Origin of the sequence: Zhongshania marina, assembly GCF_002915595.1 — a bacterium.
GTDB lineage: Bacteria > Pseudomonadota > Gammaproteobacteria > Pseudomonadales > Spongiibacteraceae > Spongiibacter > Spongiibacter marinus_B.
Genome location: NZ_PQGG01000002.1, coordinates 16,915 through 42,848, shown reverse-complemented (window position 1 = coordinate 42,848; position 25,934 = coordinate 16,915). Strand labels below are relative to the sequence as shown.

The following is a 25,934-nucleotide window of genomic DNA, read 5'->3' as shown; positions in this document are numbered from 1 at the left end:
GAAGAAAGGCAGCTAAATGGGGGGATGGCTAGATAGGGCTTAGATGTAAGCCCTATCCAAAGGTCTCGATATTAGTACTGAGACTCGGGCATAGCGATAATCATGCCGTCCATTTCGTCAGTAATAATAATTTGGCAGCTCAAGCGGCTTGTTTCCTGAGGCTCTAGCACGCAGTCCAGCATGTCTTTTTCGGTGCTGTCTGGCTCGCCAGCTTTGGCAACCCAAGCTGGGTCAACATAGCAGTGACAAGTAGCGCAGCTGCAGCAGCCGCCACATTCACCGAGAATGCCGTCGATACCGTTGTCTACAGCGGCTTGCATAATGCTCGTGCCAGCTTCCGCATGAACTTCTTGGGTGCTGCCATCGTGAGATTTATAAATAATTAAAGGCATTGTATGTGTTCTCGTACTTTGAATTAGTTAAAGGCGTCTTTGATTTCAATAGACTCGTCGGCAAGTTTCAGTGGGTCAGCGGTTTGCCCTGCGGTTAAGGCTCGCTTGCTCATCATGAACTCTTTTGGCCGGTTAATCGCATCTACTGCAATAAAACGACCTTCACTGAAATAGAATGCAGCAAAACTACGGCCTTGCTCACTGTCACCACGGATAATGACCTCGTCAAATCCCTGTGAGAGTCCAGCAATTTGAAGTTTCAAATCGTATTGATCTGACCAGAACCACGGAAGCGCATTATACTCCTCTGGTTTACCGCAAATGCTTTTGGCCGCAATTTTAGCTTGATCAGTAGCGTTTTGTACCGATTCCAAGCGGAGTTTACGGTCATAAATTGGGTTGTAGTGATTGGTGCAGTCGCCCGCAGCCACAATATCTGGGTCGTTGGTGGTGGCAAACTCGTTTACTGCAATACCGTTGTCTATGGTGAGGCCAGCCGATTCAGCAAGCTCGATGTTAGGGATAACACCCACGCCAATGATCACAAGGTCAGCAGCTACGGTGCTGCCATCTGCGAGGCGAACGCCTTCTACATGTTTTTCACCGACTATGGCATCGACACCGGCTTCGGTGCGGATATCAACACCTTCCTCGGTGTGTACACGGGTGTAAAATGCCGACACTTCGGGGGCTGTTACACGCTGTAATACCCGCGACATGGCTTCGATAACCGTTACCTTCATGCCAATTTTACGCAGCGAGGCGGCGGTTTCTAAGCCGATATAGCCACCACCAATTATAACTGCTGATTTGCCTGGGCCAGTAAATTTGTGGGTTTGCTTAACATCGTTAAGATCGCGCATATAGAACACGCCGGCGAGTTCACTGCCGGTGAAGGGGATTTTGCGAACTCGAGCGCCGGTGGTGAGGGCCAGTTTGGTATAAGAAATTTCGGCGCCGTCTTCTAGGGTGATTTTCTTGGCGTCGCGATCAATGACGGTCACGCGTGAGCCTAAAAGTAGATCAACCTTATTTTTTTCGTAAAAATCCGCCGCGCGAATTAATAGCTCGTCTTCGGTTTTCTCGCCGACAAAAAAGGCTTTTGACAAGGGCGGACGGTGGTAGGGTAAATTAGGTTCGTCGCCGATTAGCGAGATTTTCCCTTCCCAGCCCTCTTGGCGGAGGCTGGATACTAATTGGGCAGCGGCGTGGCTGGCTCCAATAATAATGCAGTGTTCACTCATAAGTCATTTCCAGGAGGCTCTTGTTCAGTTTCATGTTGTCTTGCGGGCTGCCGTAAGACTCATGGATTATATTTTATAGGTACTTTGGTTCGTCCCACCACGGGTAAAAATCTGGCATGTCTTTCGACACCTGATTTTTAAATTCCGGTGGACGCTTTTCTATGAATGATACAACACCTTCGGCGGCATCGCTGCTGCGACCCCGGCTAAGTATTACCCTGCTGTCTAGCTTGTGGGCATCCATAGGGTGGTTCATTTCCAGCCCCCGCCACAACATTTGTCTGATCAGGGCTACAGAAACCGGAGCCGTATTGTCTACGATTTCGCGTGCAATTGCATAGGCTTCAGGAAGTAATTCTTGCTCAGAACACACTTTTCTGATCAATCCACTGTCTTTGATCTCGGAAATTGGGTAAACACGGCCGCTAAAGCACCATTCTAGTGCGCGAGATATCCCTACAATGCGGGGAAGAAAGAACGAGGAGGCCGCTTCTGGCGCAATGCCGCGGCGAGCAAAAACAAAGCCAACCTTGGCATTTTCACTGGCGAGTCGAATGTCCATCGCCAGGGTCATGGTAATGCCAACACCCACCGCAGGGCCGTTGATGGCGGCAATAATTGGTTTAAGGCAGCGATAGAGTCGCAGGGTGACAAGACCGCCGATATCTCGAACAGACTCGTCGCTGTAATCTACCGTATCGCCTGCACGTACCGCAGATTCACCGTCGCCTTCACCATTAAAGGTATCTTTGCCGGATGATAAGTCAGCTCCTGCGCAGAAAGCGCGGCCGGCGCCGGTAATCACCACGGCTTTGACATCGTCGTCTGCGTCGATGTGATCTATCACCGAGATTAAATCATCCGCCATTGCGGGGGTGAAGGCGTTAAGTTTGTCCGGACGGTTAATGGTGATCGTCGCAATGCCGTCTTCAAGTTTATAAAGTAGATATTGGAAGTTCATCAAAAGCCGTCCTGATACATTAGTAAATTATTGACCGGTGAATTTGGCTGCGCGTTTTTCTACAAAGGCGGCAACACCTTCGTCAAAGTCGGCGGTTTGTCCCGCTACTTTCTGCAATTCACGCTCGGTTTGTAAGCTGGTTTCCCAATTTGAGTCGACGGCGGTCCAAACCGCTTTGCGAATTAGGCTTAGGGCGACGGTTGGGCCCTTGGCAAGGGCTAGGGCGGTATTGAAGGCCTCTTCCTCTAAGGTGTCGTCTGTAACAACACGGTTGACCAGCGCCCAGTCCAGGGCTTTTTCTGCGCTTAAGCGATCTCCTGTTAGCATTAATTCCATGGTGCGGGCGCGGCCGATTGTGCGGCTAAGTAAGTGGGTGGCGCCGCCGTCGGGAACAAGGCCGATTTTTGAGAAGATTTGTATAAAAGTGGCGTTTTCGCTGGCAAGGATCATGTCGCCGGCAAGTGCAAGCGAGGCGCCAAAACCAGCGGCACTGCCGCGAACGGCGCTAATCCAAGGAATGGGCAGGTTTTTGAGCTTGGTCATTATTGGGTTTAGAAACTTCTCTAAAATAATACCGATATCGCGCTGGCTGCGATCTGCTGACATGGGTGTAAGGGGGTTGGCTGGGTTTAGCGAGGCGCCTGAGCAAAATCCGCGACCTGAGCCGCAGAGGATCATTGCGCGTGCATTGTTGGCAATATAGTCAATTGCCTCGGTGATTTCGCCTACCATAATCGGTGTCAGCGCATTGAGGGTTTCCGGTGCGTTGAGGGTGAGAATGCCGACGGATTCGCGAATCTCAACGGTGATTTCTTGAAAATTCATTTTCTATCATCCTTATATGGCAGCGCCTAGGAGTGCCGCGCTGTGCGCGGCTTGAATTACTCGCTGGAGCTGGAAATTACGTAGGCCGTATTTTGCATGCCTTAGATATGATGCGCCATGCTCAAACGGTAATGAGCACGAATTAACGATCATCTACGCTAAAAATGGCCGAGCTAACGGTGGGGGCTCCTGGGCCGCCGGCGAGTAAGCAGGTTTTGGCATTGGCGACGTTGTTTGCCGATTCGCCACGTAATACTCGAATAGCTTCTATGGGAGTCCCTATGCCGTGAATAAAGCCTTGGGCAAAGTTGCCGCCGGAGGTGTTTACCGGCAATTTGCCACCATCTGCAATGAGGTTTTCAAATTTCACGAACTCAGCGACGTTCTCATAGGTGCAAAAGCCGTGATCAATTAATGAGGCGATACCTTGGGCGCTGAAGTTTTCGTATAGCTGAACAACGTCTATATCTTTTGGTTGCAAGCCGGTTTGTTCCCACAGCCGATCTGCGACGGGTTTGAAACCGGCAGAGGCGTAATCGGTATCGTTTTCGATCAGGTCTCCCCAGCCTTGGCTTGCACCGTTGGCCACCCCCAAAAGCGTTATGGGCGGCTTTTTAAGGTCGCGGGCCTGTTCGGTAGAAACTAGCAGGAGTGCGCCGGCGCCGTCGTTTTCCCTAGAGCAGTCGAATAATCTGAACGGCTCCGTGACCCAGCGACCAGTGCGATAGGCTTCTAGATCGAGTTCCTTGCCGAAGGAGCTGGCCTCGGGATTTTTGGCGCCGTGGTAGTAAGAAGCCTTTACCAATTCTTCAGTAACCGAGTGTGGTACTTGGTGATATTCGAACATCCGTTGGGCGCGCAGAGCACAAATTTGGGCTGGCGCAATAAGCCCAGCACCCATGATATGGTCATTCAGGTGGTGGCGCATAACTGCGGCGGACATGCGCCCACTATTGCCTTGGGCGAGGGCTCTAAATACGATGACGGCATTGGCTTGGCCGCTAATAATTGCTGCTGCCGCTTGGCCGAAGGCCGCTGCAATACCGCCACCGCCACCGCCCCAAACCTGGGAATTCCAGCGTAACTCTTTGGTTCCTAAGTCTGGCATCAGCCTGACGGGTTCATTTTTGTCGTCGCCGTAGGAGACAAAGCCATCTACATCTGCTGGATTAAATCCTGCATCCTCACAGGCATCGATAATTGCTCTGATTAATATGCCTTGCTCTGGCAGCGTTGCGCCGCCGCGTTTGTACTGTCGTAGTCCGACGCCGGCGACGGCGACTTTAGCTTGGGATGCGCGGTTCATAGTGTTGCTCCCGAGTTGAATTTTGTAGCGGTAGAGGGCTTGTCGTCTAAATGCCAGCGCAGTGCGGGTATGACTTCGTCTTCAATATTGACGCTAATGACTTCACCGCGCACGCGATCACCAATGCGGATGTTTTCCGCATTGCCAGCGATGGTGCCTAATAAACGTCTGCCATTAGCGTTATCGATCTCGACTACGACACTCACATAGGGGAGGCCGAATTCTTTGGCCGCACCGAATTCATGCCAAGTGCGTGCCCAGCTAAAAATAGTGCCGCTGAACTCAAAAGACTTCCATTCGTGCTCCCAGCTGCCGCACTCGCCACAGCGCCATACTGCGGGCCAATGTGTTTTGCCACATGCGCTACATTGCGGTAGTTTGAGTTCGCCAGCACTGAGTGCCTGCCAATATGCTTCGTCTGCTCCGATACCTTTCACACGATTCTCCTGACACCTTGTGTTCAAATTATTGCTTTTTAGATTGCGCTGGGGGAGCGGATATAAGATGAGTACCCCATGTTCGCGTTGATTTTGGCTTATGCGTTTTTTAGCAATTAAAGCTTATGAAAATCTTAGTCGCTGCACTGCTTTTCTGCCTGCTAAGCTTACAAACTCTACAATCTATTGTCATTAGATTATTTTTGATTCATGCTGCTAGCTTGATGATTTCGCGTTCTCATTGTCATTACAGGAATAAAAAATGAAGCTATACCATAGTGTTGATACCCGCTCTTTGCGCTGCGTGTGGTTACTGGAAGAGTTGGGCGTGTCTTACGATTTAGATGTTGTGCCGTTCCCTCCGCGGGTAAAGGCCCCGGAGTTTTTGGCGGTTAACCCTCTTGGTACTTTGCCGTATTTGGTCGATGGCGATACCAAAATGAGTGAATCTGTTGCCATATTAGAGTATCTGCTTAATCGCTACGACGGTGGTGAGCTGCGGCTTACACCCGATGAAGCAGACTACGGTAGCTGGTTGAACTGGATGCATTTTGGCGAGGCTTCATTGGCGAATATTCAGGCCACAATTTTGCGCTACACCCTGTTTCTACCTAAGCCACAACGTCTGCCGGTGGTGGGCGAAGACCTTAGTGTTTTCTTGCAGGAGCGCTTAAAGGTGCTGGATGCAGGTTTGCAAGGCAAAACTTATTTGTGCGGTGAGCGATTTACGGCGGCGGATATTTCAGTGGGCTATGCTTTATTGTTGAGCAGCTTGTTTGGATATCAAAAATATTTTACGCCGGCTATCACGGTTTATTTTGATCGTTTGCAAAGTCGTTCGGCGTATCAAGCGGCAAGGGCAAAAAGTTAAAGTTCACACTTTATGCATACAGGCTCAGTGAGCCTGTATGCATGGTGTTTTGCTTACCAAGTTAGGGGTAGGCCGGTAAGTGCCAGCGCAAAGCCCATTCGGAAGTCGAGTGTGGTGCCATCTTTTATTTTAAAGCTTGGAATACGCTTCACCCATTCTTCTGTTAGTACTCGAATCTCAGTGCGAGCCAATAAATGACCAATGCAAAGGTGGGGGCCGATTGAGAAGGTCAGGGTGTGGTTGTCGTCTTTTTCCCGATCTATGTTAAAGGTATTTGGATTGCTGTTTTTGCGGTCATCCCGACCTGATATCGGCAACAGGCACAATACCATTTCGCCGGCTTTAAAGTTTGCGCCGAATTTTTCGCAATCTTTAGCGACTAGGCGCGGGGTACTAATTACACCAAAGCTGCGAATCCCTTCGTCGACAAATTTAGTAATGTCAGCAGGATTATCTACTAGGCGTTTTTGGAGTGCGGGCTCATTCGCCAGCTGTCTAAATGTAAAGCCGGTAACATTGGTTACGGTGTCCATGCCACCCAAAAAGAGCAGGAAGCACATGTTTTGAATTTCTTCCATGCTAATAGGCTCGCCGTTAATTTTTACGGTGAGAATATGGCTAATTAAATCATCAGCGGGGTTGGCACGTTTTTGTTCAACAATCTCAGTCATAACACCAATAATTTGCATAGAAAGTTGGTGTATTTCTTCTTGCGAGTTGGTGCTGAAAAAAGCGTCGGATAGGGCACGGAATTCACGCAGGCGATCTAAAGGCATGCCCATTAATTCCATAAATACGGTAACGGGGAATACCGAAGAGATATCTTTTATAAAATCACATTCGCCGCCAGCAATAGCGTCGTCGATAATCTTGCCCGCCCAGTACCGAATTTTGCCTTCTAGCGCCTTTATTGCCTTGGGCGAGAATGCGGGCATCAGCGCTTGCCGATAGGGAATGTTGTTTGGTGGATCGAGGTTCAGTGGAATAAACATCGGTGGATTTTCGATACGGGGTATCTGCATTTCGCTCGCGGAAAAATGTTCTGGATCGCGAACAACCTCAGAGATCGTATCGTGGCGGGTAACTACCCAGTGACCGCCGTTGTACGGTGTAAAGAATACATCGGGAGCGTCGTCATGGAGTGTTTCTAAGCTGGTGTGAACCTCGGCGTTAACTCTGGCGTCACCGTGGTAGTCGTAATCAAATACAAGATGCGGTGGTATGTGGTCTGGAATGCTTACTTTGCTATGCATGACGATAATCCCTCTCAAGTCGTGGCTTGAGTATATTCAATTATTTTGGGTCTAGATGGCGTCGTCGGATACGACGAGGCCTTGCTGTCAGTCAGTCTAGTCGCGCTGATGCGGCAAGCAATATGGGCACTTAGCAGCATCGTTCAAATCATATTATCTATCGTTATTAGTTTTGTAAAGGCTTTGTAAGCGCACTTGAATATACACTTAAAACTATTGACATTAGATAAATGCTCTTTTAGTCTGGATGCATAATGAGTAATCGGCATTTTTACGATGCTTGTGAGTTCACCCCGCTGTTTTAAAGCTAAGTTTAATGCAGCTTTGGGCTGGGATTAGCTTGGCCGCATACGAATAAGAGAGGAATGATTATGGAGCAGAGCAGCAAAGTGGCAGAGAAGGTTCCCCTAGGTCTGACGGCCAGTCAGTGGGATGCTATTTCAAAATTGCGTGCGCCAGAAGATGCTCACATACCGACTACAGAAGCGAGTCGACCGACCTCTGTTTATTTAAGTGAGGCGCGCTTTGAGGCAGAAATGCGCGATCTCTTTAAAAAGGTGCCTGTGGTCGCCGCTCCTTCGGCGTATTTGCCCGAGCCGGGCATGTCGTTGCCGCAGGACTGCTACGGTGTTCCGCTGCTGCTAACCCGCGACCGCAATGGCGTTGCCCACGCATTTATCAATGCCTGTCGGCACCGTGGCTCAAAATTAGTGGAAGGCGATAAGCCGGTAAAAGCGGGGCGGGTGTCTTGCCCATACCATGCATGGACCTACGGTATGGATGGCGCTTTGGTGGGTATTCCCCGTCAAGAAACTTTTCCTAGCGCCAAGAAGTGCGATTTAGGCTTGGTCAGCTTAACCTGTTATGAATCAGGTGGTTTTATTTGGGTAGGGCTTGATCCCGATTATGCGCCTGAACAAATTGAGGGAACCGATCAAGTCGCTGAAGATTTGGAATCATTTGGGTTAGATAAAATGCACGTCTACGGGCGTCGCCTTTACGATTTAAAAACCAATTGGAAGTTTGTGATGGAGCCATTCTTAGAGGCATATCACATACAAAGATTACACGCGAACTCCATCGCCAGCATGTTTGTGGATGTGCCGAGTGTGTATACCCATCTTGGCGATCACCAGCGCCAAACCTCGGGTAAGGCGAACTTTAAGCCAGAGATGCTGCAAGAGGAGGTGGACAACCTTCACAAATTTGTTACCCACGCCTATTTGGTATTCCCAAATACCGTGGTCATCACCAGTCCGTATTATTTCAGCGTTATGATTTTAATGCCGCGCGCGAAGGATCGTACCGTAGTCGATTATTACATGTTGGTAAAAGGCCCTGCAGATAGTGAAAAAGCAGAAGCGTTGTATGCGAAGTCCTTTGCGCTTATTGATGAAGTCTTTGGTGGCGAAGATTTTAGGGCGGCGGAATTGCAACAAGAAGGCATGAACTCTGGCGCGATTAAAGAGGTGTTTTTTGGCGGTCTTGAAGAAATGATTGGGCCGTTCCACGACTCTATCGAATCGTATTTGGCGCCAGAAGATCGCTAGACGCCGACAATTATCGCGGTAATAAAAACACCAAGTTCCGCTGCGGCTAAAAGATGACCGCTGCGGATTCTGAGCAAGTTCAGTGGCTTGTGGGGACAATAATAAATGAATAGCTTTGACTATATTGTGGTTGGCGCAGGCGCTGCTGGTTGTGTACTGGCTAACCGACTTTCGGAAAATCCAAAGAATAGCGTTTTGCTGTTAGAGGCGGGTGGCGAAGATAGCCACCCGCTTGTGCATATGCCTAAGGGTTTGGGCAAGTTGATGACTGATCCAAATCATATTTGGGCGTATCCGGCTGACCCCGAGGCAGGCAATGGTTTCAAAGAAGAAGTGTGGGCGCGCGGCAAAGTGATGGGCGGTTCTAGCTCAATGAACGGCCTAATGTATGTTCGCGGCCAACCCTCTGATTTTAACGAAATTGCTGCGCAATCAAGCGAAGATTGGTCTTGGGAGCATATTGGCGCAGCCTATAAAGCCCTGGAGTGTCACGAGTTGGGTGAGGGCGAAACCAGAGGTGGCAAAGGCCCGCAAAAAGTCAGTTTAGCTAATCGTCGCAACCGTTTGACCGAGGCGATGATTGATGCTGCTGCGGCAATGGGTTTGCCGCGGGTTGAAGACGTTAATGCACCAACTGACGCCGAGTGTGTTGGTTACGCCTCGCGCACAATCTGGGATGGAAAGCGCCAGAGCGCATCAAAGGCGTTTATCGATCCGGTTAGAGATCGCCCCAATTTAACGATTGTGACAAAAGCCTTGGTAGACAAGGTGCAGTTTGAAGGCAAACGCGCAGTGAGTGTTGATGCGCTGGTCGGAAAAGGCGCAGAGAAACGCAGTTACTCTGCAAACAAAGAAATTATTATTGCCGGTGGCGCTATGGCGTCGCCGGGTATTTTGCAGCGCTCCGGTGTTGGCCCTGCAGATTTATTGAATAGCTTGAATATTCCGGTGGTTCACAACAGCCCTGAAGTTGGCAAAAACTTACTTGAACATCGGGGCATTATTGCTCAATGGAAACTAAATCAGCCCCTATCTGAAAACGTCGAATACAGCGGCTGGCGTTTGCTTAAAAACGTTTTTCAGTACTTTATAAAGAAGACTGGCCCGATGTCTTCTGGTGCCTATGAAGTGGGTGCGTGGTTTAAATCTAGCAAGTCAGTCCCTCGGCCTGATATTCAGTTTCTCGTTGCGCCCTTTAGTTTTGATTTCGAAACCAACCGCGAAAAATTAGAAACCTTTCCCGGTATGGGGATCGTCGGTTATCCGCTGCGCCCAACGTCAAAAGGGGAGATACATATCAATAGCCGTGACCCAAATGCGATGCCGAGTTTGAAGCCGAACTATCGCAGTACCGAGGAAGATCGCGCTTTAATGATAGAAACAGTGAATATTGCGCGTCGCTATGCTGCTCAGCAGCCCTTGAAAGAATTAATCGCCGAAGAAACCTATCCGGGGCCGCAGTGTGTCTCTGACGACGACATTATCGCCGCATACGACCGCTACGGTAGCTGTGGTTATCATGCGGTGGGTAGTTGCCGTATGGGGCAGGATGCAGATTCGGTGGTTGACCCAGCGTTACGGGTAAGAGGCGTGTCTGGTCTGCGGGTGATGGACACATCGATTATGCCGCAAATACCGTCGGGCAATACCAACGGACCGACCATGGCAATGGCGTGGCGCGCGGCGGATATTATTTTGCGCGATGCTTAAAGCCGGCGGTTCGCAAAGATATTTTGACATTATTTGGTTTTATTAGCGGAACAAGATTTTATGGATTTCTCTTTCACCGAAGAACAAAACCTCATCCGCCAAAGTCTGCAAAGTTATTTGCAAGCTAATTACCAATTTGAAGCGCGCCGCCAAGCGAGTTTGGCCGATGGCTGGCGTCCCGACATTTGGAAGGCTTTTGCAGAGGACTTAGGAATTACCGCGATGACCTTGCCAGAGCGAGTTGGCGGTATGGGTATGGATGCCGTAAGCACCATGCTGGTTATGGAAGAGTTCGGACGCAGTTTGGTATTAGAGCCATATCTGGAAACCGTCGTTATTTGTGGTGGCATATTGGCACGTGCTGGTGGCGCTACCGCCGACGAGATGCTTGCCAATATTGCTGCTGGTGACCGGATTGTGGCATTTGCATGGGGTGAACCTAATGCGCGCTACGATTTTAAATCGCTTGCGAGCACTGCTACTGCCAATGGTAAGGGTTGGCTGCTAAACGGCAAAAAATCGGTGGTGATGGCGGCGCCGTGGGCCTCCCATTTATTAGTGACGGCGCGCACCAGCGGCAAGCCCGGCGATAGCAGTGGTATTTCTTTATTTTTGCTCGATAAAGCTAGCAGCGGCATTCGCATGAGTGAGTACCCCACAATTGATGGTCGGCGTGCTGCGGATGTTGAATTTAATAATGTGCAAATAGGTGCCGAGGCGCTTATCGGCGAGGTCGGAGAAGCGCTAGCTAACATAGAGCAAGCCGGCGATGAAGCAATCGCGGCACTCTCTGCAGAGTCGGTAGGGTTGATGTCGGTGCTGCATGAAGACACGGTTGCCTACACCAAGCAGCGTAAACAATTTGGTCAGCCAATATCAAATTTTCAGGCCCTACAGCATCGTATGGTCGACATGTATATGGAAATCGAAATGGCTCGTTCGGCGGCCTATTTGGTGACCTTGAATTTATCTTCTTCAGTAAATGAGCGAGCTGTTGCTGCCTCTGCTGCCAAAGTTACCATCAGTAAAGCCTGCCGTTTTGTTGGTCAAAATGCGGTACAGCTTCACGGCGGTATGGGCATGACTGACGAGCTGGCGATAAGTCACTACTTTAAGCGCGCGACGCTTATTGAATCAGAATTTGGCAGTGCAGATTATCACCTTATGCGCCACGCGGCTTTGCGCGCGAGCTAATTTCAGGCCATACAATAATTGGGGAGTATAAAAATATGATGGCGGCAAATAGTCCAGAATCGCTAGGCGACATTTTGCGTATTCAGCGCGAAAGTTTTATGCAGGAGGGAGACGCGAGTATTCAGACGCGTATAGATCGTGTTGAACGCTGTGTGGACTTTTTAATCGATAATCAAGATGCCATTGTTGAAGCCACTAAAAAGGATTGGATCCACAAGCCAGATTCTTTTATTAAAGCGGTAGAAATTATTCCCGTTATCAATCACGCTAAATCAATAAAAAAGAATTTAAAAAACTGGATGAAGGATGAGGTTCGTAAACCGGATTTTCCCTTTAACCTTATGGGTGCGAAAACCTATATAAAATATCAAGCTCTCGGTGTGGTCGGTGTTATGGTGCCCTGGAACGGGCCCTTGGCAATGGCGATAGTTGCCAGTATGGATGCCTTTTGTGCCGGGAATCGGGTAATGGTTAAGGTGTCGGAGTTTTCGCCCCACGCTGCCGACTTGCTGGCGACGAAACTGCCTGAATATTTTGATGTGAGTGAGTTGGCGATTGTTACCGGTGAAGTTGAGGTTTCCCGCGCATTTGCTGAACTTCCCTTTAATCATTTGATGTATACCGGCAGTGCCGGTACCGCTAAACATATTATGGCTGCAGCCGCGCGCAATTTAGTGCCGGTCACGCTGGAGTTGGGTGGTAAGTCTCCGGTGATTATTGGTGCCGGTGCTGACATCGCCTATACCGCATCGAGAACCATGAGTGGTCGTCTCATTAACTCTGGGCAGGGCTGTATTACCCCTGATTATGTTTTGCTTCCCGACGCGCAGCTCGATGAGTTTATTGAGCAGGCTAAGGCTGCGGTGACTAAAATGTACCCGCTAGACAAGGCTGCGGCAGATTATGCATCGATCGCCACCGATGCTCATTACAAGCGCATGCATGAGCTAATAGCTGATGCACAAGCCAAGTCCTGTAATATTATTACAGTTGATGTGGGCGCCACCGATGCGCGCCGTCAATTTACGCCCGCGATTGTAGTGGATCCACCGGAGGATAGCCGCCTAATGCAGGAGGAAATCTTCGGGCCGATTTTGGTTATTAAAACCTATAAAACATTCCAAGACGCTGTTGATTACGTCAACAAGGGCGAGTGCCCGTTGGCGCTATATTTTTTCGGTGATAATGAGCAAGAAAAAGCAACGATCCTAAGTCAAACCAGTTCTGGTGGATTAGCGATTAACGAAGTCATGATGCAGCTTATGATGTCTGATCTTCCCTTTGGTGGTGTAGGACATAGTGGCATGGGCAGTTACTGGGGTGGCGGCGCTGGCTTTAAACGATTTTCACACGCCAAATCAGTTTTTGAACAAGGTTGGTATAAAAAGCTCGGCGCGATGATGGATCCGCCGTACGGAAACACCATTGATAAAATGCTGAAAATGCAGCTAAAGAAAACCCGCTAGTAAAAGCGCTATTTTTATATTTTTTTTATACGCTGCACAAAGGGGTGTTAAAGCCCCAGTGCAGCCTTCGCTAAAATATTTCTTTGGATTTCATTCGAACCTGCATAAATACTACCTGCTCGCTCATTAAAGTAGCGCAGCGGAGCCAGTGCTGCGTCGAGGGGGCCTTCTAAGCCCGATTCTTGATGGGGGTAAATAGTTGCACCGCCGGGGGCGCAGGCTTGGGGCTGGTAGCTATTGCCATAGCCCGCGCTAGCTTCCAAGGCGACCTCGCTTACCAATTGTTGCAATTCAGTGCCCAGAATTTTCATTACCGACGCCGATGTTCCTGGTGAGCCGCCGGCAGATATAGCCGACATCGTTCGTAATTCATACATTTCTAAGGTGGCAGCTTTTATCTCTGCTTGGGCTAGTTTAGCGGCAAAGAGTGGGTCGTCGATAAGGCGCGGGCAGCTATCGCCGGGAACGGTCGCGGCAAATTCACGTATTTCCTCTAAGCGAATTTGCATGAGCGGCGCATACGCTGCGCCACCGCGCTCAAATTCGAGCAGGTATTTGGCCACGGTCCAACCTTCATCGACCTTACCAATAACATTGGTTTTTGGTACGCGTACATCTTGGAAAAATACTTCGTTTTGAATGTGCTCACCGGTGAGTGAAATAATCGGTTTCACTTCAATGCCGGGGGTGTTCATGTCGATCACTAAAAATGTAATGCCTAGCTGAGGTTTACTTGCTTTGGTGGTGCGTACTAGGCAAAAAATCCAGTTAGCTTCATCGGCGTGGGTGGTCCATATTTTTGAACCATTGCAAATAAAATGATCGCCGTCGTCTATTGCAGGCATTTGCAATGAGGCCAGGTCTGAGCCGGAACCGGGTTCCGAGTAACCCTGACACCAAAAGTGTTCGCCGCTAAGCATACGGGGGAGGAAGAAGTCTTTTTGTTCAGGGGTGCCGAAGCAAATAATGGCGGGTGCACACATCTGTATGCCCATTGGCGATAATGGTGGTGCGCCGGCAAGTGCGCGCTCGCGGGCGAAAATATAATGCTGTGCAACCGTCCAGTCGCAACCGCCGTATTCCACAGGCCAAGAGGGGGCGGCCCAGCCCTTGGCGACTAATTTGTGCTGCCATTTCATCGACAGTTCATGGTCTGAATACACGCTGGTCATTAATTTTCCAGCGGCTCGAATGTCCTCACTTAATTCCAGTTTGAAGAAATCGCGCACTTCGTCGCGGAATTTTAGTTCGTCGGCGGTCCATTCAATATTCATTGCTGAGTCCTGCGTTGTATCGTTTAGTGAGTCAATTTGCCGAGCGTGACATGACGTAGTTGTTGACGGCAGCTATTAATCTAATTAGATTAGATTATCTTGTTGTGCGCTGCAAGACTTGGTTTTACTCAGTTTTAATCTACCTTGTAATTACTCATATTGGTGGAGCTTACTGAGAAAATTGGCGTTGGAGGATAATCTTGGCGCGCGTAAAAGAGCTATATTGAAGGCGTGATATTTCCCCCTGCAGTATTTTCGGGTGAATGGCCGTCTTTAGTCATAAATATAAAGAATATAACCAAGGGTTGGCCCGTTGGAGGAAGTCGTGAGCAGTACGCTAATAGACATTTTTAAGTGGTGGGCAGTTGATCGTAAAGACACTGCCGCAATTGTCACTGCAAAGGATCAAATCACATACAGTGAGCTTAACTGCTGGGCCGAGGCGATTGCGGACTGGCTTATAGCTGAAGGTTTACAGCGCGGCGAGCGCGTTACGATTTTGGCCACCAACAGCATGGAATGGATAGTGCTGTCGCAGGCGGTGATGTTGTCTGGCGGTATTTTGGCGCCGGTGAATCCCCGTTTTACGGTAAGCGAAGTCGCCTATATGGTTGGTGAACGCTACCAGTCGAAGTTTATTTTTCACGACGCCGCACGCGCCGAGCTGGCGAATGCTACGCAGGCCAAAGTGGAAGGCTGCACGGTGTTTGATATCAGTGTGATTGATCAATTTAGAAACGGGGCCAGCGCTAATAGCGCTCCGCGTCCGGAAATTGGTCTCGATGACGAAGTCGTTATTATTCCAACCAGTGGATCAACTGGGCACCCCAAGGGCGTGGTGTATTCCCATCGCACCTTAAGTTCCTATGTGTCGGAAACCGCCATTGCCGAACCATACTCAATTGATAAGGCAAAAGTGCTGTTGTTTGGCCCGCTGTGCACCTCTGCGGGTTACGTGGTTACAACGCAATATTTGGCTTACGGCGGCACGATCTTTGTTGAAGAGGCTTTTGAGCCGCTGCGCGCTATTCAAATGATTCAGGAGCACGGTATTACCGTAATGATGGGCGCGCCTATATTCTTCGAGCGGATGGCGGCCAGCGAGAGTTTTGCGGCGGCGGATCTTGCTAGCTTGCGTTACTGTCTGGTTGGCGGCGCGAGGGTTTCTAATCAATTGCTAGACACGTGGTTGGAGAAGGGCGTTACGCTACGTCAGCTCTACGGCCAGACAGAAGCGGGAGGGCAGGCGACAGTCAACTCAAGGTCTGCGGCACTCAGCGATCCAGAAAAATGTGGTCGTGGCTCAGCGTTTACGCGGATTGCTATTGTGGACGATAAAGGCGAATTCTGCGGGCCAAATACGCCAGGTGAAATCGTGATTAAAGGGGCGGGCATAATGACCCGCTACTGGAACGATCCAGAGGCGACAGCGAAGACGCTGGTGAATGGATGGCTGCACACCGGCGATTTGGGCATGGTAGATGAGAATGGTCTGCTCACCATGTTAGATCGCCTCAAGGATATTATTATCTCTGGCGGTATAAATATTTCAGCTGCGGAGTTGGAGCGCGTTATTTCTGAGATAGACGGCGTGAATGAGGTGGCGGTCATTGCAGCTAAAGACGACGGCTTTGGTGAAACCCCGCTAGCGATTATTTATGGCCGCGACGATCTCACCATTGAGACTGTTATTCAGCACTGCAATACCCATTTGAGCGCATTTAAAGTTCCGCGTTATGTGGTCTTGGAAGGCGAGGCATTGCCCCGTTTGGCAACGGGCAAAATCGCGAAACCCGCACTGCGGGTTAAATACGCCAATGCCCACGTGGAATTAAGTAAAGTGCGTTAAAGCAAATTTGTGGACGATTTTATTTCGCCGACAAGTGATCATGTCGGCTATTTTTTTATGAGGTTGATATGAGTCAGTTACGAGCCACACCCTATACGATGACGATCAACGGCAAAGGTGTTGCCGGCGTAGAGACAATGGGTGTGGTAAATCCTGCATCCGGTGAGGTGTTTGCGCAGGCGCCGGTTGCGGGGGCTGCTGAGCTTGATATGGCGGTTAGCGCGGCGGCGGCTGCGTTTCCGAAATGGCGTGCAACACCGCACAAAGAGCGCGCAGCGGCGGCAATAAATGCAGCAAAAGTAATTGCTGCACACGCCGACGAATTAGCTGAAATATTTACCCTGGAACAGGGGCGTCCTCTTAAATTTGCTAAGGAAGAAATACTGGGTGCCAGCCATTGGCTAATGAGCATGGCCAAGTTCGACATACCCGTGGATATCACTGAAGACTCTGAAACCCGTCGAGTAGAGGTGCATCACGAACCCCTGGGTGTGGTGTGTGCAATTGTGCCGTGGAATTTCCCAGTATTATTAGCGTTCTGGAAAATTTCCCACGCCTTGCTTACTGGTAATGTGATGGTATTAAAACCATCTCCGTATACGCCACTGGCGATGTTGAAAATTGGCGAAATTCTGCGCGATGTATTTCCGGCGGGGGTGCTGAATATTATTACTGGCGGCGATGCTCTCGGGCCTTTAATGACTGCGCATCCCGGTTTTGCAAAAATATCGTTTACTGGTTCAACCGCAACCGGTAAACGTATTATGGCTTCGGCGGCACAAGATCTTAAGCGTCTAACACTGGAATTAGGTGGCAATGATGCGGCAATCATTCTTCCAGATGTCGATGTCGACAAGGTCGCCCAGGAATTATTCATGGGGGCGTTCTATAACACTGCGCAGATTTGTATCGCGACCAAGCGCATGTATGTTCACGATGATATATACGATGCGCTGCGGGATAAGCTACATGGCCTAGCCAAATTCTTAAAAGTAGGAGATGGTATGGAGCCCGATACAGTATTTGGTCCAGTGCAAAACAAACCCCAGTATTTGCGTGTCAAAGCCCTGATGGACGAGGCGCGGGCAGACGGATTGACCTTGTTAGAGGGGCGCGCGGTACCCCAAGGTAGTGGCTATTTTTTACCCTTAACTTTGGTTGATAATCCGCCAGAAGATTCACGAGTCGTAACTGAAGAGGCATTTGGGCCGATATTACCCTTGCTGCGATACAGCGATTTAGATGAGGTTATTGAGCGGGCGAATAACAGCGAATACGGTTTAGCTGGTGCGGTGTGGTCGTCAGATATTGATAAAGCTTTGGCGGTGGCAAAGCGCCTTGATACCGGCACGGTGTGGATTAATCAAAATTTGCAATCGACACCAGTGACACCTTTGGGCGGTCACAAACAGTCTGGCTTTGGTGTAGAAAATGGCATGGCGGGGCTGATGGAATTTACTCAGCCGAAAGCAATTTATATTCCGAAAAAAGCGGCAAAATAATACGGAGCAGACAATGCGCCAAAGCAGATTAGTGAAATGAATTTGCAATTAAGCGCTAGCGAAAGCGCATTTCAACAGGAGGTACGCCAATTTTTTGAGTGCGATTATCCCCAGCATATTTTAGAAAAAGTGCGTCGGGGGGATCGCCTCAGCCGCGAAGATCACTGCGTATCGCAGGCGGCTTTGCAGTCAAAGCAATGGTTGGGTATCGCTTGGCCAAAAACGCACGGTGGGCCAGGTTGGACGGAAATTCAGCGCTATATTTTTGAGTCTGAATTAGAGCGTATCGGCGCGCCGAATATTATTCCGATGGCCGTCATATACGTCGGACCGATTATTGTCGAATTTGGCGGCGCTGAACAAAAACAGCGTTGGTTGCCAGATATATTGTCATCCAAGAGTATGTGGGCCCAAGGATATTCAGAGCCGGAATCAGGCTCTGATCTCGCCAGTTTGGGTATGCGGGCGGATCGTGACGGCGACGAATATATTCTTAATGGCAATAAAGTTTGGACAACATTAGGCCACTGGGCTGATTGGATTTTTTGTTTAGTACGCTCGTCTAAAGGTGAACGTAAGCAAGAAGGGATTTCATTTGTTTGCGTAGATATGCATTCCGAAGGTATTGAAGTTCATCCCATTATTACTATGAACGGTGCTTGGGAGCTGAATCGTATTAGCTTTGAAAACGTACGTGTTCCCGTTGCCAATCGCATTGGCGAAGAAGGACAGGGTTGGCATTACGCAAATGTATTACTGAGTACCGAGCGTCTTTCTTACGCGCATATTGGTCGTAAAAAGGCGGACCTTGCTAAATTGCGAAAACTGGCATCAGACGTGTCGGGTGATAGGGCCGAGAAGTTAATAGATGATCCTTTGTTTGCTGCTCAGCTAGCGGCGCTAGAGATCGAGCTAGCCGCCTTGGAAGTGTCGGTGTTACGGGCTTTGGTGGGGGAGTTGGCTCCCGCTGCGATGTCGTCCTTAAAAATTCAATGCACGGAATGCGCTCAGCGTATAACCGAGTTATTTATGTTGTTAAGTGCGAGACATGGCTTGGCGTTTCCAGACATGAATTTGCCGAATTGGCAGCAGTCGCTCTTGAGTACACCTAGCTACGGTAGCCTCTCTGCAGACGCATATTTGTTTGAGCGAGCTCAAACTATTTATGGCGGTACCAGCGAAATTCAGCGCACCATTATTTGGAAGTCTTTAAGTCGCTAGTTTTAGCTATGACTCAGATGATTTTTAAAATCTGAGGATACAAAAAAGGCGCCACTTTGAGGGCGCCTTTTTTGTATTCGACGTTTGAGATTTAGAACGAGGCTAAAAACCGGCGAAGCGTTTCAACAAACATGCCTTCTTCATCAAGGGTATTTGCTTGCATTGCGATATCGAGATGGGGGTAGTCTTCTGCGTCAAACTCTGGCATCGGTTGAGTACCTGTTGCGCGACTCATTGCACCGAGTAAAGCCGACCCAAAGGTAAGTTTCTCTACTCCCTCAATCACTAATAGCTGCAGCTCTGGCGGCACATCAAATTTATGGCTCCAATGGTCGTAGGGCTTTAGCATGAGATGGCGAGGGAAAAATTGCAGCATCAGTGGTGCGGCCCGAGGATGGCGAAGAATCGAGCGGCGGGTGGCGATAGCAAGTTCGATCTGGGCCTCGCGCCAATCGGCATCAATATGCGGCTTGTTTGATGAGGCGTCGATCAAGATAATTCTGGCCACTTCAGCAAGCATTTCCGCCTTATTTTTGAAGTGGTAATACAGCGAAGGCGCCTTTACGCCAAGTTCCTTGGCAACCAGTTGTAGACTCATGCCGTCTACCCCAAGCTTATCAATAACGGTCAGTGCAGCCCGCGCCGCGAGCTCCTTCGAAATAATTGGTTTGGATGGTCTGCCCAAGGGTATTCCTTAATGGTTAAACTAGCAGTAAAGACTACTCTGCTGGGATGAACGGAATGAGATTGTCTAGTGTGGCGTAAATTGTAACAAATGACTACGTGATATCGAAATGAGAGTTGCCTATACGGGGCATTGAGGTGCTAATTCAGATTAATAAGGCAAATCTTGATATCCTTCCCCGCCAGCTAATTATTGGAAATCCTCACAATATTCCCATCATGATCTATCAAGTAAGTTTGTCATGCTGACAGAAGAGCAGCGCATAGTCGCCAGTCATACTCGTGGCCACGCAAGGGTGACCGCAGTTGCCGGCGCGGGTAAGACCACGACGATGGTGCGTTACGTGCTCGAGCGCCTCAAGGCCGGCATGGACCCGCGCTTAGTGCGTGTAGTCATGTTTAATAAAGCGGCGCAGGAGGATTTTAGCCATAAATTACTAGGTGTCGCCGGTACGGCGATGGGCTTGCCGCCGGTAAGAACCTTTCACGCAATGGGCCGAAATTTAGCATTGGCCTTGGCAAAGGAAGGGCATTTGCCGGCTTTTGATCCCACTCCACTAGGAGACGCACAGGCAGCTCTTGAAATGTTGCGGGCCTTGCAGGCGTCGGCGGGTACCTCTGCCCAGCGTGAGGCCATTCGCGATGAGCAGCAGCAGTGGTTGGATGCCTTTGCGGGCTTTGTCGATTTGGCTAAATCTAGTTTGCAAACGCCAGAAACTACTTTCTATGCCGCTTACTATCCAGATCAATATCAATTGTTTATTGAAGCCTTTGCGCGATTTGAACAGTGGCGGAAGGCCGCTGGCAGGGTGACCTTCTCTGACTATCTTTATGACCCCTGTATGATGATTGCGGCCAAGCCCGACTTGGCAGATTTTCTCGCAAATCGCGTCGAGTTATTTGTTGTTGATGAATTCCAAGATATAAATGATATCCAGTTTTTTCTTTTAAAAACCCTCGCCGGTGATCGTGCCCGCTTACATGTGGTGGGTGATAGCGATCAGTGTATTTATGAATTTCGCGGTGCTCGCCCCGAGTATATGCTCGAACACTTTGGTGCGAGTTATCCCCATATTAATTATCAAATGTCGCGTACCTTCCGTTACGGCCACTGTTTGGCTTTAGCGGCGGCCCACCTGATTTCACATAATCAACGCCGCGAGCCGGTATTGTGTATCAGCGCTGAGAATGCCCCGACCACCAAAATAGAATTGCGCGCTCAATCCGCAGACGGCTTGTGCTTAGCGGAGGTGTGCTTAGCAGAGCACGCAGCGGGTCGGCCTTTTCGAGATATGGTGTTTTTATGTCGGACCTGGGCGCAGGCGGCGCCGGTGGAATTAGTACTGTTGCAGCGTGGCATACCCAATCGCATTAGCGGTGGTAGTCGGGTATTGGAGCGCAGAGAGACCAAGGTATTGATTGTCTTGTTGCGGATAATGGCGGGGCGTTTTTATGAGCAATCTTCATCTGATTGCGAGCAGCAATTATTCGATTGTTTGCGATTCTGCGAACTCAAAATTAAGCATGAGGACCTGCGTGGCTATGCGCGGCGCATTCTCAGCGACGGCATCGGCTTTAATGCGCTGCGGATGTCTGCACAGGGCTTGACGGTATATCAGGAGCAGCGATTATCGCGGGTGGCGGCTGCGCTTGAGGGTGTTGAAAAATCCCGCCTTGCCGGCAATGGATTGGCCACCTTTTTAGCCGATTTAGATTTGTTGAAATCGATTCGTGAAAACGCCTTAAATAGTGAAGACGGGGAAAACCGAGCGGCAACGATTAGTGCATTTGTGAGCTTTGTCGCTATGCAGCAAGATCAGACGCCGGCGGCGATTATCGACATGGTCGAGGGCTTAGGTTTTGGCGGCGCGGAGTCGAATGCCAAGACCAGTCAATTAGCCACCGATGCGGTAACGATTACCACCATGCATCGCAGTAAAGGTTTGGAATGGCCGGTGGTTATTTTGCCAAATTTGAGCGCATATTATATGCCTTACCAAGCGGGGAAAAGGCGACGCCCCGACGCTGAACAGCAGGAATCTGAACGGCGCTTGATGTATGTTGCCATGACCCGCGCAATTGACGCGCTGTATTTATTTTCGCCAAATTTGGATTGCATAAACGGCTTTAACGGCGGCGTGCGGCCTGAATTAAATGTACTGCCAAGTCCATTTTTACAGGAAATGAATCTCACCCAATCAATTCGGCTGGGCAATTCTTTGGCAGCAGGCGCTATTGAGTCTGATATCGGTCTCGGCGACATCGCTAGGCGCTATCTTAGCGCTTTGGAAATCGACGGTGATTTTGCCACTGATATCCCTTGGCAGAAGAAATACGATCTAGGTGTAGGGTTTGTGCACAAACTTCATGGTCGCGGTCGAATCGTCGGGGTCGATGAGTACGGCGTGGTGGTCCAGTTTAACGGCAAGCAGGTGTATTTTTCGTCTTTAGTGCTTGATGAAGCGCTGAGTGTTATTGATCTACCTCCAGACGATGTGTTGCCGGCATTGCAGGAGTTGGGTGGGTTCGCGGCGGGTGATATTTTGGCGCACAGTAAATTTGGTCGCGGCGTGGTCACAGATATTGATTCGCGATTTATCCATATTCGGTTTCGTGATGGCAGTAAAACTTTTCGGCGAGATTTGTTTCGCGCTACACGTATCGCCGCCAATAAATAGTAGTGGCGGTGTTGTTGCGGGACGAACCTAATAGCGAATACAGAGTCTGATAAACACAGCGCTAATGTGGCGAACATTCATCTGGAGGTGAATATGAGCACGATAATAAAACCTAATCTTCTGATATTGATGGCTTTTTCTTTGCTGGCGTGTGGCGGTGTAAAAGAGGATGCCAAGGGTCTAGACGAACGCTTGGCTGACTACGGCTTTCGTCCAGGTGAAAATATTGATCAAATTCAATCGTATCGAATCAGCGACTGGACGTATTTAGACAATCGGCATTTTATGTTTAGCAATGGTATTTCTGAGCATTACCTAATTAGCTTAAAAAACCGCTGTGATCAGCTGCGTAGTACTGAAGCATTAGTGTTTAAAACCCGAACCAATACGCTTACCAAATTTGATGAGATTATTGTGCCAGAAGCGGGCGTGTCTAAACGTTGCAGTATTGAATCAATTTCTAAGCTGGATCGCGCTGAATAATCTGCGCGATACAAACTTAGTCTTAGCTCGGTAGTTGTAGATCGGCAAAACTACCGACACACTGATGCTGCGGGTCTGAAACCAGAGCGGCGGTGTCGCGTTGTACCCACGCGGTATGCATGCCGACTTCTGCTGCTGCATCCACTTCTTCGCGAATATCTGACAAAAACAGAATGTTTTCCGCCGCTAGGTTTATAGCCTTTTGTATTAAGCTGTAGGACGCGGCCTCGCGTTTGGGGCCGGTGGTGGTGTCGAAGTAATCTTTAAATAAATATTGAAGATCGCCACCTTCATTAAATCCAAAAAATAACTTCTGGGCGTGAATAGAGCCAGATGAATACACATATAACGCGATGCCCTGCTTATGCCACTCTGTTAGTGCATCAAGCGCGTCTGGATAAATGTGGGCTTGGTAGTCGCCGTTGCGGTAGCCGTGATCCCAAATGAGTCCCTGTAGCGCTTTTAGCGCGGTGACTTTTTTGTCCTCGGCGATCCACTCGAGTAACTGCTGAATTAATTGCTCGGTATTGTCGATGTCGAGTTTAGCTTGGTCTGCGACTTCATTTAAGGCGGCTTCAACGGCGTCGTCACCGCGATGCTGACGAACAAACTCAGGCAGATTTTTTGCGGCATAGGGGAAGAGCACCTGATGCACAAATTGAATCGAGCTAGTAGTGCCTTCGATGTCGGTAACGATAGCTTTGATCACAAAATATTCCTTTTAGGCTGAACTAGGCATCGAGCCGCGAATAGCGACTGGCGATGTCATCGCCCGTGTAGTTTGCAATCCAGCCGTCGGGATTATTGAAGAAACGAATCGCGACTAGGTCGGGTTGTGGCCCAAGGTCAAACCAATGGGTGGTATTGGCAGGTACGCTTAATAGGTCGCCTTTCTCGCACCAAACTTCAAAGACTTTGTCGCCAATGTGCAGGGCGAACAATCCTTGGCCCTGTACAAAAAAACGAACCTCGTCTTCGCTGTGGGTGTGTTCGTCTAAAAACTTTAGGCGCAGCGCGTCCTTTTGTGGATTGTCGCTGGCAATGCTGATGACATCGACGCTTTGATAACCCTGCTCCGCGATAAGTCGTTTTACGTCGTTATCGTAGGCGCGCAGCACAGCTTCTTGGCTGTCGCCGGCAACGATGTCGTTGCGGGTCTGCCATTGTTCAAAGCGAACACCTACCGCTTTGAGTTGCTCGCTAATTTGCTGTGGGTCGCGGCTGCTAGACAGCGCTTGTTTGGCATTGCCGTCTGAAAAAATAGTGAGTTGGCTCATGGCGTTACTCCTAGTGCGCAAGGCGCATCAGTTCTAATTCACATTCTATAAGAAAATCTAAGGCTTCAAGATTGCGCATACAGCTGTCGATATCTTTTCCCCAGCAATACACACCGTGGCCGCGAATTAGATAGGCGGGGCACGTCGGGTGAAGAGCTAAATAAGTGTCTACCTCGGCGGCGAGTGCGCTGATATCTTGGGTATTGTCGAAGATCGGAATATCGACGCGGGTGGCGTGGGTGTCAACGCCGTCAAAGGCTTTGAGAAGCTCATAGTCTTCTAAGTGGATGGCTTTTGTATTTGGCTTCGCTTTTGAAATTACCGTTACCTTGGGTGAATGGCAGTGCAAGACTGCAGCAATCTCGGGAAAGCGCGCGTACAGTTGGGTGTGCAGTTCGGTTTCGGCTGAGGGCTTGCCTTCACTAATTGGGTTGGCCTGTAAATCCACGGCAATGAAATCGGTGGGGCTTAGTCGGCCCTTGTGCTTACCCGAGGCGGTGACAATCGCGGAGGAGGCGTCGAGCCGTGCAGAAAAATTGCCACTGGTAGCGGGAACCCAACCACGTTGATATAAATCTTCGCCAGCGGCGGCGAGGGCAATGGCCTGTTGATAAAAATATTTACTATCAATCATGTGCTTACCTGCTATTTTTGCGCGGCCGCAAGGTGTGCGAGAACCTTGTCGCGATTTGGCTGATGAATAATGCCGTGTTCAGTAACGATAGCATCGATGAGTTGCGCGGGTGTGACATCGAAGGCAGGGTTGCTTGTCACCACGCCCTCTGGAGCAATCCGCTTACCAAAGCTGTGGGTGATCTCCTCAGCTGGGCGTTGCTCAATGGGGATTTGTGGGCCGTCGATATTGGCGTCAAAGGTGCTGGTCGGCGCTGCGACCATGACTTTAGCGCCGTGGTGTTTGGCAATAATGGCGAGGTTGTAGGTGCCAATTTTATTGGCGGCATCGCCGTTGGCTGCCACGCGGTCTGCGCCAACAATAATCCAGCTTGGTTGGTGTTCGCGCATGATATGGGCGGCAGCGCCTTCGATGGCCAATGTGACGGGGATGCCGTCCTGCATTAGCTCCCAGCTTGTTAGTCTGGCACCCTGCAGCCAGGGGCGGGTTTCGCCAGCAAAAACACCGCGAATTTTAGCGTCGCGGTGGGCTGAGCGGATAACCCCTAAGGCGGTGCCGTAGCCACCGGTTGCGAGTGCGCCGGCGTTGCAGTGGGTGTACACAATGCTGTCGGCGGGAATTAAGCTAGCGCCAAAGTCGCCAATGCGCTGATTAATTTGAATATCTTCGGCATGGATTTGCACGGCGAGTTCGGTCAGCGCCTGCAGTAGCTTGCCGCCATTACCTTGTTCTTCAATCACGCGGTCGCAGCGGTCTAGTGCCCAGAATAAATTCACCGCGGTGGGGCGGGAGTTGGCTAGGGCTTCTCTTGCCGGTGCTAGGGCGCTGCACCATGCGGCGACACTGGCGGGTGTGTTGGTGATTTGCTGGGCTGCTAGCACCATGCCGTAAGCGGCGGTAATACCGATGGCGGGTGCGCCGCGAACCACCATCGCTCGGATGGCATCGGCAACCGCAAAGGGGTCTTGGTAGTGGAGGTATTCGCATTGCACAGGCAGAATACGCTGATCCAGCAATTGCAGTTGATTGTTTGACCAAATGATAGCGCTAGGAGTAGCCACTGATTACCTCCAGTTTTTGGGGCCGTAATTATAAGGCAGTGAGGGCTTTGCTCCTAGGTTTG

At 49.8% G+C, this 25,934-nt stretch carries 23 protein-coding genes; 10 read left to right on the top strand and 13 right to left on the bottom strand.

What is annotated here, in order from left to right:
* Nucleotides 1-71: 71 nt before the first annotated feature.
* From C0068_RS00255 to C0068_RS00230, 6 genes are all read right to left on the bottom strand, one after another.
* Nucleotides 72-392, bottom strand: a complete 321-nt coding sequence (locus C0068_RS00255) for a 2Fe-2S iron-sulfur cluster-binding protein (protein WP_103682489.1) — start codon at nt 390-392, stop codon at nt 72-74.
* Nucleotides 393-415: 23 nt separating this feature from the next.
* Nucleotides 416-1,636, bottom strand: a complete 1,221-nt coding sequence (locus C0068_RS00250; RefSeq protein WP_103682488.1) for an NAD(P)/FAD-dependent oxidoreductase — start codon at nt 1,634-1,636, stop codon at nt 416-418.
* Nucleotides 1,637-1,709: 73 nt separating this feature from the next.
* On the bottom strand, nt 1,710-2,597 hold the full coding sequence (locus tag C0068_RS00245) for a crotonase/enoyl-CoA hydratase family protein (RefSeq protein ID WP_103682487.1): 888 nt from the start codon (nt 2,595-2,597) through the stop codon (nt 1,710-1,712).
* A 27-nt stretch (nt 2,598-2,624) separates the two neighbouring features.
* Nucleotides 2,625-3,422, bottom strand: coding sequence for an enoyl-CoA hydratase-related protein (locus C0068_RS00240; protein WP_103682486.1), 798 nt, complete (start codon nt 3,420-3,422; stop codon nt 2,625-2,627).
* Between the two features lie 142 nt (nt 3,423-3,564).
* Nucleotides 3,565-4,728, bottom strand: coding sequence for a thiolase C-terminal domain-containing protein (locus tag C0068_RS00235; RefSeq protein ID WP_103682485.1), 1,164 nt, complete (start codon nt 4,726-4,728; stop codon nt 3,565-3,567).
* Nucleotides 4,725-5,165, bottom strand: a complete 441-nt coding sequence (locus C0068_RS00230) for a Zn-ribbon domain-containing OB-fold protein (RefSeq protein ID WP_146047810.1) — start codon at nt 5,163-5,165, stop codon at nt 4,725-4,727. Before C0068_RS00230 ends, C0068_RS00235 begins: the two co-directional genes overlap by 4 nt.
* 262 nt (nt 5,166-5,427) lie before the next feature.
* Between C0068_RS00230 and C0068_RS00225 the strand changes: the two genes are divergently transcribed.
* Nucleotides 5,428-6,036 carry a glutathione S-transferase family protein gene (locus tag C0068_RS00225; protein ID WP_103682483.1) on the top strand — a complete coding sequence of 203 codons (609 nt, stop codon included), beginning with the start codon at nt 5,428-5,430 and terminating at the stop codon, nt 6,034-6,036.
* Nucleotides 6,037-6,089: 53 nt separating this feature from the next.
* Here C0068_RS00225 and C0068_RS00220 read toward each other — a convergent pair whose 3' ends face one another.
* Nucleotides 6,090-7,289 (bottom strand): cytochrome P450, encoded by a 1,200-nt coding sequence (locus C0068_RS00220; RefSeq protein ID WP_103682482.1) that lies wholly within the window; start codon nt 7,287-7,289, stop codon nt 6,090-6,092.
* A gap of 371 nt (nt 7,290-7,660) precedes the next feature.
* Between C0068_RS00220 and C0068_RS00215 the strand changes: the two genes are divergently transcribed.
* From C0068_RS00215 to C0068_RS00200, 4 genes are all read left to right on the top strand, one after another.
* Nucleotides 7,661-8,839 (top strand): aromatic ring-hydroxylating oxygenase subunit alpha, encoded by a 1,179-nt coding sequence (locus C0068_RS00215; protein ID WP_158249881.1) that lies wholly within the window; start codon nt 7,661-7,663, stop codon nt 8,837-8,839.
* 105 nt (nt 8,840-8,944) lie between these two features.
* Complete coding sequence (locus C0068_RS00210) at nt 8,945-10,549, top strand: GMC family oxidoreductase (RefSeq protein WP_103682480.1); 1,605 nt, start codon at nt 8,945-8,947, stop codon at nt 10,547-10,549.
* A 60-nt stretch (nt 10,550-10,609) separates the two neighbouring features.
* Nucleotides 10,610-11,743, top strand: a complete 1,134-nt coding sequence (locus tag C0068_RS00205) for an acyl-CoA dehydrogenase family protein (RefSeq protein ID WP_103682479.1) — start codon at nt 10,610-10,612, stop codon at nt 11,741-11,743.
* 35 nt (nt 11,744-11,778) lie between these two features.
* Entirely contained in the window at nt 11,779-13,209 is a 1,431-nt protein-coding gene (locus C0068_RS00200; RefSeq protein ID WP_103682478.1) for an aldehyde dehydrogenase family protein, read from the top strand.
* Between the two features lie 47 nt (nt 13,210-13,256).
* On the opposite strand, the gene C0068_RS00195 is transcribed toward C0068_RS00200, so the two are convergent.
* Nucleotides 13,257-14,483, bottom strand: coding sequence for an acyl-CoA dehydrogenase family protein (locus C0068_RS00195; protein ID WP_103682477.1), 1,227 nt, complete (start codon nt 14,481-14,483; stop codon nt 13,257-13,259).
* Nucleotides 14,484-14,808: 325 nt separating this feature from the next.
* Here C0068_RS00195 and C0068_RS00190 point away from each other — a divergent pair, with 325 nt between their 5' ends.
* The 3 genes from C0068_RS00190 to C0068_RS00180 all read left to right on the top strand — a co-directional run bounded on the left by C0068_RS00190 (nt 14,809) and on the right by C0068_RS00180 (nt 19,055).
* Nucleotides 14,809-16,332 carry a class I adenylate-forming enzyme family protein gene (locus tag C0068_RS00190; protein WP_158249880.1) on the top strand — a complete coding sequence of 508 codons (1,524 nt, stop codon included), beginning with the start codon at nt 14,809-14,811 and terminating at the stop codon, nt 16,330-16,332.
* Between the two features lie 68 nt (nt 16,333-16,400).
* Complete coding sequence (locus C0068_RS00185) at nt 16,401-17,834, top strand: aldehyde dehydrogenase family protein (RefSeq protein WP_103682475.1); 1,434 nt, start codon at nt 16,401-16,403, stop codon at nt 17,832-17,834.
* Nucleotides 17,835-17,870: 36 nt separating this feature from the next.
* A complete protein-coding gene (locus C0068_RS00180) occupies nt 17,871-19,055 on the top strand; it encodes an acyl-CoA dehydrogenase family protein (protein ID WP_103682474.1) in 1,185 nt (394 codons plus the stop codon).
* 91 nt (nt 19,056-19,146) lie between these two features.
* Here the strand turns inward: C0068_RS00180 and C0068_RS00175 are convergent, their stop codons facing one another.
* Nucleotides 19,147-19,740, bottom strand: a complete 594-nt coding sequence (locus tag C0068_RS00175; protein ID WP_103682473.1) for a TetR/AcrR family transcriptional regulator — start codon at nt 19,738-19,740, stop codon at nt 19,147-19,149.
* Nucleotides 19,741-19,981: 241 nt separating this feature from the next.
* Here C0068_RS00175 and C0068_RS00170 point away from each other — a divergent pair, with 241 nt between their 5' ends.
* Together C0068_RS00170 and C0068_RS00165 are read left to right on the top strand one after the other, a co-directional pair.
* Nucleotides 19,982-22,417, top strand: a complete 2,436-nt coding sequence (locus C0068_RS00170) for an ATP-dependent helicase (protein ID WP_103682472.1) — start codon at nt 19,982-19,984, stop codon at nt 22,415-22,417.
* Nucleotides 22,418-22,510: 93 nt separating this feature from the next.
* A complete protein-coding gene (locus tag C0068_RS00165; RefSeq protein WP_103682471.1) occupies nt 22,511-22,900 on the top strand; it encodes a DUF6491 family protein in 390 nt (129 codons plus the stop codon).
* A 22-nt stretch (nt 22,901-22,922) separates the two neighbouring features.
* Here C0068_RS00165 and mtnC read toward each other — a convergent pair whose 3' ends face one another.
* Genes mtnC through mtnA form a run of 4 tightly spaced genes read right to left on the bottom strand, consistent with a single transcriptional unit; the run spans nt 22,923 to nt 25,872 of the window.
* Nucleotides 22,923-23,609, bottom strand: a complete 687-nt coding sequence (gene mtnC / locus C0068_RS00160) for an acireductone synthase (RefSeq protein ID WP_103682470.1) — start codon at nt 23,607-23,609, stop codon at nt 22,923-22,925.
* Between the two features lie 22 nt (nt 23,610-23,631).
* Nucleotides 23,632-24,177, bottom strand: coding sequence for a 1,2-dihydroxy-3-keto-5-methylthiopentene dioxygenase (locus C0068_RS00155; RefSeq protein ID WP_103682469.1), 546 nt, complete (start codon nt 24,175-24,177; stop codon nt 23,632-23,634).
* A gap of 10 nt (nt 24,178-24,187) precedes the next feature.
* A complete protein-coding gene (locus tag C0068_RS00150) occupies nt 24,188-24,811 on the bottom strand; it encodes a methylthioribulose 1-phosphate dehydratase (protein ID WP_103682468.1) in 624 nt (207 codons plus the stop codon).
* Between the two features lie 11 nt (nt 24,812-24,822).
* Nucleotides 24,823-25,872 (bottom strand): S-methyl-5-thioribose-1-phosphate isomerase, encoded by a 1,050-nt coding sequence (gene mtnA, locus C0068_RS00145; RefSeq protein ID WP_103682467.1) that lies wholly within the window; start codon nt 25,870-25,872, stop codon nt 24,823-24,825.
* Nucleotides 25,873-25,934 lie beyond the last annotated feature (62 nt).

Excerpts from the sequence above, each read along its gene's own strand:
- C0068_RS00255 (WP_103682489.1), bottom strand. The coding sequence starts at position 392 with ATGCCTTTAATTATTTATAAATCTCACGATGGCAGCACCCAAGAAGTT.
- C0068_RS00250 (WP_103682488.1), bottom strand. The coding sequence starts at position 1,636 with ATGAGTGAACACTGCATTATTATTGGAGCCAGCCACGCCGCTGCCCAA.
- C0068_RS00245 (WP_103682487.1), bottom strand. The coding sequence starts at position 2,597 with ATGAACTTCCAATATCTACTTTATAAACTTGAAGACGGCATTGCGACG.
- C0068_RS00240 (WP_103682486.1), bottom strand. The coding sequence starts at position 3,422 with ATGAATTTTCAAGAAATCACCGTTGAGATTCGCGAATCCGTCGGCATT.
- C0068_RS00235 (WP_103682485.1), bottom strand. The coding sequence starts at position 4,728 with ATGAACCGCGCATCCCAAGCTAAAGTCGCCGTCGCCGGCGTCGGACTA.
- C0068_RS00225 (WP_103682483.1), top strand. The coding sequence starts at position 5,428 with ATGAAGCTATACCATAGTGTTGATACCCGCTCTTTGCGCTGCGTGTGG.
- C0068_RS00220 (WP_103682482.1), bottom strand. The coding sequence starts at position 7,289 with ATGCATAGCAAAGTAAGCATTCCAGACCACATACCACCGCATCTTGTA.
- C0068_RS00215 (WP_158249881.1), top strand. The coding sequence starts at position 7,661 with ATGGAGCAGAGCAGCAAAGTGGCAGAGAAGGTTCCCCTAGGTCTGACG.
- C0068_RS00210 (WP_103682480.1), top strand. The coding sequence starts at position 8,945 with ATGAATAGCTTTGACTATATTGTGGTTGGCGCAGGCGCTGCTGGTTGT.
- C0068_RS00205 (WP_103682479.1), top strand. The coding sequence starts at position 10,610 with ATGGATTTCTCTTTCACCGAAGAACAAAACCTCATCCGCCAAAGTCTG.
- C0068_RS00200 (WP_103682478.1), top strand. The coding sequence starts at position 11,779 with ATGATGGCGGCAAATAGTCCAGAATCGCTAGGCGACATTTTGCGTATT.
- C0068_RS00195 (WP_103682477.1), bottom strand. The coding sequence starts at position 14,483 with ATGAATATTGAATGGACCGCCGACGAACTAAAATTCCGCGACGAAGTG.
- C0068_RS00185 (WP_103682475.1), top strand. The coding sequence starts at position 16,401 with ATGAGTCAGTTACGAGCCACACCCTATACGATGACGATCAACGGCAAA.
- C0068_RS00180 (WP_103682474.1), top strand. The coding sequence starts at position 17,871 with ATGAATTTGCAATTAAGCGCTAGCGAAAGCGCATTTCAACAGGAGGTA.
- C0068_RS00170 (WP_103682472.1), top strand. The coding sequence starts at position 19,982 with ATGCTGACAGAAGAGCAGCGCATAGTCGCCAGTCATACTCGTGGCCAC.
- C0068_RS00165 (WP_103682471.1), top strand. The coding sequence starts at position 22,511 with ATGAGCACGATAATAAAACCTAATCTTCTGATATTGATGGCTTTTTCT.
- C0068_RS00155 (WP_103682469.1), bottom strand. The coding sequence starts at position 24,177 with ATGAGCCAACTCACTATTTTTTCAGACGGCAATGCCAAACAAGCGCTG.
- C0068_RS00150 (WP_103682468.1), bottom strand. The coding sequence starts at position 24,811 with ATGATTGATAGTAAATATTTTTATCAACAGGCCATTGCCCTCGCCGCC.